The organism is Microcystis sp. LEGE 08355 (assembly GCF_015207185.1).
Taxonomy (GTDB): Bacteria; Cyanobacteriota; Cyanobacteriia; order Cyanobacteriales; family Microcystaceae; genus Microcystis; species Microcystis panniformis.
Genome location: NZ_JADEXI010000083.1, coordinates 1 through 12186 on the forward strand (window position 1 = coordinate 1; position 12186 = coordinate 12186).

9 protein-coding genes are annotated in these 12186 nt (G+C 46.0%); 3 read left to right on the top strand and 6 right to left on the bottom strand.

All coding sequences use genetic code 11. The features are described from left to right. Positions 1–190: 190 nt before the first annotated feature. The 5 genes from IQ242_RS06400 to IQ242_RS06420 form a co-directional block, all read right to left on the bottom strand. Positions 191–373: a DUF4160 domain-containing protein gene (locus tag IQ242_RS06400; RefSeq protein ID WP_193959405.1), complete on the bottom strand. Its 183-nt coding sequence runs from the start codon at positions 371–373 to the stop codon at positions 191–193. After that, positions 360–1292: a polyprenyl synthetase family protein gene (locus tag IQ242_RS06405; protein ID WP_193959400.1), complete on the bottom strand. Its 933-nt coding sequence runs from the start codon at positions 1290–1292 to the stop codon at positions 360–362. Before IQ242_RS06405 ends, IQ242_RS06400 begins: the two co-directional genes overlap by 14 nt. A gap of 18 nt (positions 1293–1310) precedes the next feature. Beyond that, entirely contained in the window at positions 1311–1892 is a 582-nt protein-coding gene (locus IQ242_RS06410; RefSeq protein ID WP_193959401.1) for a hypothetical protein, read from the bottom strand. A 5-nt stretch (positions 1893–1897) separates the two neighbouring features. Next, entirely contained in the window at positions 1898–3601 is a 1704-nt protein-coding gene (locus IQ242_RS06415) for a DUF4157 domain-containing protein (RefSeq protein ID WP_193959402.1), read from the bottom strand. A gap of 356 nt (positions 3602–3957) precedes the next feature. After that, a complete protein-coding gene (locus tag IQ242_RS06420; protein ID WP_193959403.1) occupies positions 3958–6180 on the bottom strand; it encodes a molybdopterin oxidoreductase family protein in 2223 nt (740 codons plus the stop codon). Between the two features lie 241 nt (positions 6181–6421). Between IQ242_RS06420 and IQ242_RS06425 the strand changes: the two genes are divergently transcribed. Both IQ242_RS06425 and grxD read left to right on the top strand, forming a co-directional pair. After that, complete coding sequence (locus IQ242_RS06425; RefSeq protein ID WP_193959404.1) at positions 6422–8386, top strand: DNA polymerase III subunit gamma/tau; 1965 nt, start codon at positions 6422–6424, stop codon at positions 8384–8386. 87 nt (positions 8387–8473) lie between these two features. Beyond that, positions 8474–8797 carry a Grx4 family monothiol glutaredoxin gene (grxD, locus tag IQ242_RS06430; RefSeq protein ID WP_052278371.1) on the top strand — a complete coding sequence of 108 codons (324 nt, stop codon included), beginning with the start codon at positions 8474–8476 and terminating at the stop codon, positions 8795–8797. A gap of 327 nt (positions 8798–9124) precedes the next feature. Here the strand turns inward: grxD and IQ242_RS06435 are convergent, their stop codons facing one another. Further along, positions 9125–10864, bottom strand: coding sequence for a mechanosensitive ion channel family protein (locus IQ242_RS06435; protein WP_193959406.1), 1740 nt, complete (start codon positions 10862–10864; stop codon positions 9125–9127). A 172-nt stretch (positions 10865–11036) separates the two neighbouring features. Between IQ242_RS06435 and lipA the strand changes: the two genes are divergently transcribed. Beyond that, a complete protein-coding gene (gene lipA / locus IQ242_RS06440; RefSeq protein ID WP_072926462.1) occupies positions 11037–11921 on the top strand; it encodes a lipoyl synthase in 885 nt (294 codons plus the stop codon). Positions 11922–12186: the final 265 nt, after the last annotated feature.

Below are 12186 nucleotides of genomic sequence, written 5' to 3' on the forward strand. Positions count from 1 at the left end.
GATGGATTGACTTCAAGGGGTGACAAAACTTAAGCACTACTCGAACATCTCGACGCTAGATGTTAAGTCTGATTGCCCAGCCATTCTCAACAAGCACTGTTTATTGCGAATGACCGGGGGAACCCTGAATTTTTCGACTTAGTTGCCGGCAGCTTGCCGCCAACTCACTCCTCTAGATAAGTATTTTGACTCAGGCATCTTCCTCTTTCGAGACGTTGTGACACTTAGGGTGCGGAATGTGGGTAATAAATTCTTGACTATTCCACATTTTTAACAATTCTTGTTGATACATTGATGCCCATTCAACGACCATTTTTGTTGCTCTATTGGGTAAATCACCTTCAATAATTTCTAGAGTTTCAGAGCAATGTATCTATATCACCAAACATTCCTGTAATGTAAGCTTCAAGTGCTTGCCGTCCCTCAATGTTGGGACATATTTGGATGGCCGCAATCGCTTGCTCTCGTTCCTTCAAAGCCGCCCAAATTAGAAAGCTACGGGTATCAATTTGATCCAGAATGTCTTTGATTCGATTTTCCCTGGAAGCAATTTCATTTGCCATCACAATTGAGTGAAGTTCGTCCCGTCTAGGATGATTTACCTGCAAACCATACAACAGGGGAAGCGTTACTTTTCCCTGTTGCAAATCTGTTACCCCTTTCGGCTGCCAGATTGACTCCATGTCATTAAAGATTTGTAGGGCAAATCCCAGGTGATGACCAAAAACTCCACAGGACTGAATTAACTTAGGATCATCTGTTCCCGTCATAGCTCCCATTGCACAAGCAGTTGTCACGAAGCAAGCACTTTTCATTTCAACCGTTAACCAGTAGTCTTCGATCGTCCTGGTAGCCCCTGCTAAGTCTCTATCCTGACCTGCGGCAATGCGGAAAAAGGCATCAATACAATACTGGTTAACTTGACGAAATAACTCAGAAGAAAGAGGAGCCTTGCTCAGGATTTCAAAAGAAAGAATATGAATTGCAGAAGCATAGTTCCAGGCTCTTGGTATTCCTACTAATTGCCATAAGTCTTCTGCCTTATCCTGGTCTGCTAAATCATCAAAAATTCGTAAACAAACCCCAAGGGCAATCAGAGCAGCCGTTACATGAACTGCATTTTTGGGGTTACCATTGACCGCTTTGCAAGCAACTAACGGCAGTGCTGCTTCTGGAAGCATGGGTTCTTCAAACAATTTACCCAAAACTTGCCTCAGTCCCTCCCAATACTCTGGAATTGAGTCTTGTAGGACTTCTCTAATTTCAGGATAGAGAGACTTTAACCAATACATAAATAACACCTGTAATCATCAGTTAGTACTAAATAACCAACTGTGGGGAGGTAGAGATACTACCCAATCACTTAAAACACTGCCAACAAAGACGCTATACTTCTTAGCTTCAGGGGAGGGGTCAATTTCCAGTCTGGCACGAATAGAGATCAGTTTATTCTTCAATTCTGAAACGCCATGGTTCCAATCCCACCATCCATCTTTAGTATTCAAAGGAATCTTACGGGCTTCTCCCGGAGACAAAACAAAGAAATAGGGACCATTTTTAGTCCAATCGCGCGATGTACGCTTAATGACTTGAGTCTGTTTATCTGAATCTTCTCTTAGAAGCAAGGAGATAGAGTACCATCCCCAAGAATTCTCTAATTCCCAAAGTCTTACTTCTTTGGAGGAGGTATTTAAGATTTTTACCTCCAGAGAATTAGAGTGAAGTGTTAATTCGAGGTGCATTTCGTTTCCTAATTCTTTTGAATTACTTGTCAGACCATAAGTATTTTGGCACTCTATCTCCGCAATACCTATCAAACAAAAAGGTAGCAGTAGGGAGAAATAAAAGGGAAGCAAGCGCATTTTAGTATTTCTGAGAGTTGCTCTAATCACCCTTATCACTTCCAATCAACTGTCACTGAAGCAGTACTTCCAATCTGCCTATCTCCATTGCAAGTGTCGATCACCTTTAATTCAAAATCCCACTTACCTGTCTTGGCACCTGAGCCATCTCTTGGCGTATCTTGCCCTACGAATTTGGAACCGTTAGGGCAATCATAGCTGCCTAAACTGTCCTCATAGTGATTAATGCTGATGCACTCAGCGTGTACTCCTGAACGATGACCGTATCGCTTACCAACACTATCACGATCTTCGTACCAGGTGTTCGCAGAATAACTACTGGCCGGCATAAATCCTGGATTCCTTGGACGGTCTGCATCGCTTGTCCACTTAATGTACTGTCTGATCTCACAACAGGATGCGTAGATCCCATTACTCGGATCATGTTCAAATTCGGCAGACATGTCGAAACGTGCAGATTTCGAGCCATCAGAATTTTTTGTTGCTGCAATGGTTCCGCTAGGCGTATACGTTGGACCACTCTTGACCTGCCCTCGACGGGTTGCAGTTCCCCTGGAGGGAGTACATCCTGGAATACATCTTCTTATAGTTTTTGAACTATCTTGCTGGCGAACTGCTGTAGACTCAGATTCTAAAAGCTTTTGCTGTTGAATAGCAACTTTGCCCTGGGAGTTTGCCCGTTGGAACTGGAGAATTGCATTGCGGTAGATGGAGGAATTTTTTTCAGCACTGGCTTCTGAAGCTTGAAGATGCTTTAAAACCCCACTTTCTGGCGTGATACCTGCAAGGATTGGAACCATCTGTAGTGTGACTGTTCCACGCTCTTGTTTCTCAGCATCACAGTTTGTGCAGCCACAGCCTTCCTTGGTCTCGTCTAACCCCTCCTCTTGTTCAGATCCCGCTTTTCGACTGATCAGAGAAGAGCTTGCTAAAGCTTGTTTGGACTCTTCCTCTTCACCCATTTGCTGCTTTGCCAATTCTCCGGCGGGACATTGCAGAGGCTCTTCCTCTTCCTCCATCTGTCGCTGGGCCAATCCCTCTCCTGTAGCAGTTGCTAACTGTTCCATCTGCATCACGGCTTTTGCCACCTGGTCGGCTTCTCGCTCATAAGCATCATCCGGTTGACCAATCACCAGTTTTCCCCGCACAGTTCCCGTTTGCTGCACCACATGGGTCAACTCATGGGCCAGTAATTCCTTGCCACTGGAACTACCGGGATTGTATTCCCCTTGGCGGAAAAAGATGTCTTGTCCTGTAGTGAAGGCACGAGCACTGAGGGATTGATTGAGGGCATCAGCCGTGCTGTCGGTATGGACGCGCACCCCACTGAAATTGGTGCCAAAAGCGGATTCCATTTGCCGCTGGATGCCAGAATCGAGTGATCGCCCCCCACCACGGGCTTGTTCAATTGCTGCTTCCACTTCTGGCGTGGCTTCGGCTTCTCCCTCCCCTTGGCGTGACAGTTCCATCACCCGCTGCACATAGCGATTGCCGTACTGCCGTTGCATCTGGAGCATCAGTTGGCGGCCGCGGGCGGGGTAGTCTGAGGTAGCCCGACTGAGCAAGTCAGCATGAACTTTGGCAGAGGGAGCACTGCCAATCCGACTGATGACCTGTGTTAGGGGGTCTTGTTGGGTTGCCAGAACCTCTTCTTGGGCAGTCGCCCTCTGTGCTTCCCGTTCCTTGGTCGGCTGGGAGTGCTGGGATTTGGTGTCGGGGGTCGATTGGCGATCACGCATGGCACACCTCTTATCAAAAGTAGGCTGACAGTTTCTCCAAGGGAATGAAAATTCTCCTCATGCCCTCTGGCTACTATTCTAGTATTCTAGCACAAAGACGATCATTCCCAGTCTTGGTCATCATTAGCTTAACTACTTATACCAAATTTCTAAATCCATGACAGACATCCACGCTCGAATGCTTGCCAGGCCTGCATTCGTTGTGACGCAAATAAAGAAAAATGGTATTACGCTACCGCTAACCCATCCTACAAATAATTGTGCCTCCCTACTTAGCAATTCTTTAAACACAAACTACCTATCAGATTTTGGAAAATTAGTATAACAAAAGTAACTAAAGGGAAAGCCAAATTTGATTAGGGAGTTGCCAGAAATTGACCGAGAGATAATTCGGCATTAACTAAAGACTTCAACGGGATTAATTTGACAGCACAAGCTTTTAATTCTGGTTGCAGGGAAATCGGACAAGCGGCCGGATGGGTGAGACTATTGGCCTCAGAATTTTCTGCCCATAGGGCCCCCCAGTGCATCGGCACAAAGACACAATTAGGAGCAATTGCTTTGGTAATTAAAGCGGGAAAACGGGCAGAACCGCGACGAGAACGCACCTCCACCCATTCCCCAGCTTCTATGCCCAATTTTGCCGCATCTTGGGGATGAATTTCCAGAAAAGGTGCGGGGTGCATTTTGACAATTTTCTCGATGCGGCCGGTGCGAGTTTGGGTGTGCCAGTGACCGTACAAACGCCCCACGGTCAACACTAGGGGATAATCATCGTCTGGGGGTTCCGCTAGACCTTTACTGTGGTAGGCGGCGAAAACAGCACGTCCATCGGCAGTATTAAATTTTCCATCGGTATAAAGGCGTTTTGCGGCTGTTTTTGGGCTTTTATCGTCATCTTTAACTAAATTCCCTAGTAATTCCCCAGAATTAGCGGTTTTAGGGGCGGAAATTTCATCGATGGAATTGGGCCACTGGAGGGGGGTCTCGGCCAGGCGATCATAATTAATCCCTGTCATATCACAAGGACGTTTATATGTCAAGCCGGCAAACTCGGAATATACCTCGGCCGAATCCTGAAAATTAAATTGTGCCTGAAAACCCAAACGGCGACCAACTTCGGCAAAAATTTGCCAGTCGGCCCGAGCTTGTCCCACGGGAGGGCGAAAAGCTTTATTTAACGTCACCATACGCTCAGAATTGGTCATTGTTCCCGTTTTTTCGCCCCATTGGGCCGCTGGCAGTAATAAATGGGCGTAGGCGCTGGTTTCCGTGGGATAGTAGGCATCCTGATAGACAGTAAAAGGTGATTTTAACAGGGCCGCCTTGGTACGTTCTAGATCAGGCATACTAACGGCTGGATTAGTAGCGGCAATCCAAAGAAGTTTGACATCTCCCGTCTCCAAACCGGTAATCATACTCCAAGCATCGCGACCGGGGACGGGAGAAATCCGACCGGCGGGTAAACCCCAAGCTTGTTCCACTTCGGCCCGGTGTTGGGGATTTTTGACGGAACGATAACCGGGGAGAAGATGGCAGAGGCCGCCGGCTTCCCGTCCTCCCATGGCGTTGGGTTGTCCGGTTAGGGAAAAAGGACCAGCCCCTGGTTTACCGATATTAGCCGTCATTAGGTGTAAATTGATTAAAGTGCGGGCTTTGGCCGTGCCTTCGCTGGATTGATTGATACCCATCGACCAAAGGGAAAGCACTCTTTTCGATTCGGCCCAGTAGCGGGCAGCCTTTTCTAAATCGTCGATGGGGATACCGCATTTACGCGCGACGATTTCGGGGGGATAATGGCGGATAATTTCGGCGTATTTGGGGAAATCCCTGCTGCATTTATCGATAAAATAGGTATCGATCGCACCCCAATTCAGTAACAGGTGAGCAATACCGTTAAATAGGTCAATATCAGTCCCCGGGTTAATGGCGAGGTGGAGATTAGCGGCCTCGGCGGTTTTGGTTCTGCGGGGATCAACGACGATTAATTTCGCTTGTTGGTTACGTTTGAGATACTTGTGCAGACGGTTAAAGATGATGGGGTGACATTCGGCCGTATTTGTCCCCACCAGAAAGGCACAATCGGTTAATTCTAGGTCATCGTAACAGCAGGGGGGACCGTCGGAACCGAAACTGTCCAGATAAGCGGCCACGGCCGAAGACATACAGAGACGGGAATTAGCATCAAAGTTATTGACTCCCAGACAACCCTTGACCAGTTTTTGGGCGATGTAGTAATCTTCGGTGTGAAATTGTCCCGAACCGTATAGACAGATACTTTCCTTTTCCCCCTGAGCGATTAGAGTTTGGATACGGTTAACGATGCGATCGAGGGCTTCTTCCCAAGTACAAGGACGAAATTGACCTTGCAGGGAATCGCGGATCATCGGGGTTTTGAGGCGATTTTTATCGATTGATTCCGCTACGGTAGCCCCTTTAACACAGATCATACCCTGACTGGAGGGGTGGGACTTGTCCCCAAAGACTTTCCCTGCTTGTCCGGCCGACGCGGGGGGGGTGACTGTCAAACCACAACCTACTCCACAGTAAGGACATTGGGTTTTTGTAGATTCAGTCATAAGCAGTTGGTCTGATTGGTGGCGCTATCTTTAGGCATACTAAGATAGTCGTCAGGTTTTCTCGGCCAAATTGTAGTTATTAATACAATTTATTAGAAGCCTTGGCCAAATTGCCATTTTTATGATGCAAATCGCGCATTACAACTGGCTAGATAAAAGCATACACTTGTTCTCGTGTTGAAAAAGAATCGGCATAGGATAATAGTAGTCTCTAGGGTGCGGAAAAAGTTTTCAGCCAGTCATGACCTACGAACCTCTACATCATAAGTATCGTCCCCAAACCTTTGCCGATTTGGTGGGACAATCAGCGATCGCCACGACCCTGAGTAATGCCTTAATCAGTGAGCGAATCGCTCCTGCATACCTATTTACTGGACCCAGAGGCACGGGGAAAACCTCCTCGGCCCGAATTTTAGCCAAATCCCTCAACTGTCTGTCTAGTGACCATCCGACACCGATTCCCTGCGGTAAGTGTTCCGTCTGTCAAGCGATCGCCAATGGTTCGGCCCTAGACGTGATCGAAATTGATGCCGCTAGTAATACCGGTGTGGATAACATTCGGGAAATTATCGAGCGATCGCAATTTGCCCCCGTCCAATGTCGTTATAAAGTCTATGTCATCGATGAATGCCATATGCTCAGTACGGCGGCCTTTAATGCTTTGCTGAAAACTCTGGAAGAACCGCCGGATCGAGTGATTTTCGTGCTTGCTACCACGGATCCTCAGCGTGTCTTGCCTACCATCATCTCCCGTTGTCAACGCTTTGATTATCGCCGTATTGCTCTCGATGCGATGGTGGCACACCTGCAAAAAATCGCCCAAATAGAAGCGATCGATATTAACCTAGAAGCATTAACCCTAGTGGCTCAGATCGCTAACGGTGGTTTAAGGGATGCCGAAAGTCTCCTCGATCAATTAAGTTTACTCGCAGGAACGATTACGGCCGAGCGAGTCTGGGATTTAGTCGGTGCAGTCCCCGAAAGAGACCTCTTAACCCTGCTTAAAGTCATTCATAGCAATATTCCCGATCAAGTTATCGAACAATGTCGCCATCTGATGAATCGTGGTAAGGAACCTTTAATCGTCCTGCAAAATCTAGCGGGATTCTATTTAAACCTACTTTTAGCTAAAACCGCCCCTAATCGTCCAGAAATGGTCGCTGTCACTGCTCCCACTTGGCAGGATTTGTGTACGGAAGCGCGTACTTGGTCTTTAGAGGAAATTCTCCGCGGTCAACAACTGCTTAAAGACAGCGAAACGCAACTAAAAAACACCACTCAACCCCGTCTCTGGTTAGAAGTCACTCTCTTGGGACTGTTACCGCAAGCACAGGTGATTCCGCTAGTTGCCACGGTAGCGCCTTCCCGTCCCCAAACCAGCGCCGAGAGGCCCACTGAAATGATCACAGCACCGGCGCCGGTTAATCAACCAATCAAACCGGCAGTTATCACCCCGACAACTGGCGTCGCAGTGCCGAAAACTGAGGTTAAAACTGTTACCAGTGATGACAATCATGAACAAATTTGGCAGCGGGTTTTAGAAGTAATGGAACCCCCCACTACTCGCACTCTCCTACGTCAGCATGGTAGTCTTTTTAGTATGGAAGAATCGAGTGCTTATTTAAGCATATCTTCGGAACAATTATTAAAAATGGCCCGGCTACGCTTGACTAATATTGAGTCAGCTTTCGAGGCAGTTTTTCAGCGCCGGATTAAAGTCCATTTACAGGTAGGTTCCGCCACTGCTGCCATGGCTGCGGAAGTTTCCCAATCCCCAGCAGCTAAGATACTACCACCACCAGAAACCGCAGCAAACCCACCAATAACCCCCGAAAATAAAGTTATGACCGTGGTGGATATTCCCCCAGTCAAAGAAGCAATTATCGAGAAAAAAGAAGCAAAGATCACCGCGTCGGGAACCCCAAAAACTCTTAGCACAGAACTGCCCCAAAAAATCTTAAATTTTGATTCATCTTTAGAGACATTAGAGCAAGATGTTGATGTTAGCGAAATTTTGGCGGCCGCTCAAAAGTTAGCGAAATCTTTTGATGGTGAACTGGTCAATATGGGTTATTCAGTGCCAGAAAATTCGGCCGCAGAAACTAAAGTTAATAAGTCTCTGGAAAATATGACTATCGTGCGCGGGAGACCTGATGTTAACGAAATTTTAGATAGTTTGGAGGAGGACGAAGACCTGCCTTTTTAAGGCTATCTCAACGGCTTGTGCTAAACTAATAGGATATGCCACGTCTCAGGATTGGCTATTCTTGCTCAAATTCTAGCTACTAGACCTATGACACCCGAAACTAAGGACAGAATCGATCAATTAGTTCAGAATAACAAAGTTCTTGTGTTCATGAAGGGCAATAAATTAATGCCTCAGTGTGGTTTCTCGAATAACGTCATACAAATTCTCAATATTCTGGGGGTTTCCTACGAAACTGTCGATATTCTGGAAGATCAGGAGTTAAGACAAGGAGTTAAGGAGTATTCCAATTGGCCGACTATTCCCCAAGTCTATATCAACGGTGAATTTATTGGCGGTTCCGACATTATGATCGAACTCTATCAAAATGGGGAACTACAACAAATAGTCGAGGTAGCCTTAGCTTCCTAAAAATTTTCTAGGTTAGGATATCTAACCTAACCTAGTTTAAATCTACCAAACAGTAATCAGTGATCAGTAATCAGTGAAAAGACGGCAATTTTTTACTTAGGGTTTGCGGCAAAAAGTACGGGCGAAGCATTCGGGCAATAACCTATCGGTGAAACCGTAGATTTTCTATCCGAATGCTTCGCCCCTACAGGACGCGGAGTGATAACTGCACTGATAACAAATCCGTTTTTAATAGTGTGATTAACTCTCAAGTTATGAATTGTTTCTCCCTTATCCCCACACCCCACTCTCCTATACCTTTTAAACAGGATTTAGTATCACTCCCCTTTAAAACTGTCCTTTGAATTCTTCTCTATCTTGTGCTATCAGGAAACTTTGTTGGGGAATACCGATGTGAATTCCCTTCTCCTCAAAAGCAATTTTTAGACGACGACGATACTCTCTTTCTATGTCCCATTGTCGTAATCTTTTAACGACAATTCTGAGCATAATTTCCATCCCCGTGTGAGAAACCCGACTAACACCAGCAACCTGCACGGGATCGATGATATCTTTTTGCCATTGTGGATCTGCAGCCATATTTTCAGCGATGGCTGCCATTAAAGTGATCGCCACATCTGGCTCGGTCTGATAGGCGACTTCAATGGTAAAATTGACCCGCGCCCAATCTTTACTGAGGTTGTGTGCGCTAATAATTTGGTTATGGGCAATAGTGATTAAACGTCCATCGGCAGCCCGCAATTGAGTCGCTCGCAAACTCATATTTTCCACCAAACCGATAAACTCCTGAAACTGGACCATATCACCAACAGTGTACTGATCTTCAAAGACAATCAGAAAACCGTTAATCCAATCTTTTAAAAGATCCTGAAAGGCAAAGGTGAGCAATGCTCCCACTAAACCGGCTCCCGTGAGTAAAAAGGCGAAAGAAAGACCCATCCAACTCAAAAAAATCAAAATTCCTAGAAAAATGGCGATAAATGTGATCATTTCTCGCCCAACTTCTAATAAAGTGGGAGCGCGCAGAATCCTCCTTTCCAAATTTTCGGAAAACACCGCTCCTTCCTCTACCCACTCCCGTAGCCGAAAATTAACGTAGAGATTAACCATATTGCTCACTGATGTCAGCAGCAACCAGATAATAAAAATCCGTAAAGGAATACGAATTATTCCGCGTCCTTCTAGCCTAGTTTCAGGAAATACATACAAAATCGCCGCTATTCCGCCAAACCAAAGCAGTATCAGTCCAATAAGAGCCAGTCTTTTCCAGAGAATATTTAACGTCAGTTGTCGCTGAATATCAGCCTGTTGACGGAAATTAGAGGAATCTTCTAGAGCGGCTAAAATCGGTTCTTGGGAGCGCTCTTTTCTGGGGGGGGAATTTATGGCTAAATTCCGATCGGATTGACTTTTAGCCTGTTTTTTGAGGAGATTGAAGCGATTTCTTAAACGTTTCTGCCACCAAATTGATACCCAGCTTAAGAAAATTAGCCCCAAAATAATTATAGTGGCATTCATTACCTGTTGCCGACGAGGGGCGGGCTGACGTTCTTGCCAAGCTTGGATCAAAGCTGTTTGGATGATTTTAACCCATCTGTCCGCTAAATCGGCAACAGAAGAAGAATCGATCAGGGCATCAACTTCTGTCACTGTCAGAATTACCTGTTGCGGTAAATTCTGGTTATCCTTGGCCACAATCACGGTTAAATTATTGAGAGTCGCCGTACTTACTTGCAGGGTTGTCGGATCGAAACCCCGATTGATAATATTATTTAAGCCCCTTTCAATGCGGCTAGCCCGTCTTTCTACCGGGGAGAGTTCCCGGGCCTCAGAAGCGGTAAAATCTTGGGAGGCAATCTCAAATAAGGCAAATCCATCTAGATGCACGGAAGCATATTCTATATCCCCGGCTACAAAAATCCTTGTCCCCGTGGGAGATGCAAATGGAACTAGAAAATTTTGGCCTAGGGATGGCAGGGAATTAAGAACAAATATACTAACTAAGAGGCAACCCGCCAATCCTTGAATGACCAGATTGAAAATTTTTCTCCGTTGCCGTCGTCCCATTGCCCAAGTTTCCTTTTTGATTAACAATGATCTTTACCCGCTTTCTCAGCTTATAGCAGTTATCTTTATGGTGAGATAGGAAGTTTTTGTTTTGGGGAGTTAGTCGTCCCTCTCCCCACCCCCCCCACTGATAACTGATAACTGAAATCCCCAACACTTTACTTAAGTTCTCATGTCCAATATACCCCCACAGTGGCGCGAGGAAATTACGTCTTTACCCGCTTGGTTACGGCGTTCACTCGGCAAATCTAGCGAAATTTCCACGGTTCAGCGCATTATCAAACAAAGGAACATTCATACTATCTGCGAGGAAGGTCGCTGTCCCAATCGCGGCGAATGTTATGCCCAAGGTACGGCGACTTTTTTGTTGATGGGCCCTACCTGTACCCGGTCCTGTGCTTTTTGTCAAGTGGATAAGGGTCATGCACCCATGCCTCTCGATGTGGAGGAACCGCAAAAAGTGGCGGAAGCGGTGCAATTGTTAAATTTAAGTTACGTTGTCTTGACTTCTGTGGCCAGAGATGATATGGAAGACGGCGGAGCCAGTTGGTTCGTGCGGACGATGACAGCCATTCGCGAACTCAATCCCCACACTTTAATTGAGGTGCTAACCCCGGATTTTGCTGGAGGCAAGGGAAGTCAACAGGAACGGGTGGCGACGGTGGTAGGGGCAAAACCTGCCTGTTACAATCACAATATCGAGACGGTGCGCCGTTTGCAAGGGCCGGTTAGACGCGGGGCTAAATATGATCGCTCTTTGGCGGTTTTGCGTTATGTTAAGGAAATCGATCGCTCAATTCCGACGAAATCTGGCTTAATGGTCGGTCACGGTGAGACAAAAGAGGAAATTATCGAGACTTTGGCAGATTTACGCGCGATCGACTGCGATCGAGTTACTATTGGTCAATATATGCGTCCTTCTCTGGAACATTTGCTCGTACAGAAATATTGGACTCCCGCAGAATTTAGCGAGTTAGGAGAAATTGCCCAAAAAATGGGTTTTTCCCAGGTTAGATCCGGCCCCCTAGTCCGCAGTTCCTATCATGCGGGAGAGTAAATCAGTTATCAGTTATCAGTTATCAGTGATCAGATGTAAGTTTTAAGTTAATTAGTTAGTTATCTTTATCTTTATCTTTATACCTGTTTACTGATCAATGATTACTGTTTACTAATACTAAATCCGTTGAGTATAGGCTACTTAAGTAGGTGGGTGGAATTAAATATAAAATGAACGTAGGTTGGGTTGAAGCATGAAACCCAACGCCCGCATGGGTTACGCTACTGCTAACCCATCCTACAAATAATTGTGCCTACCTACTTCT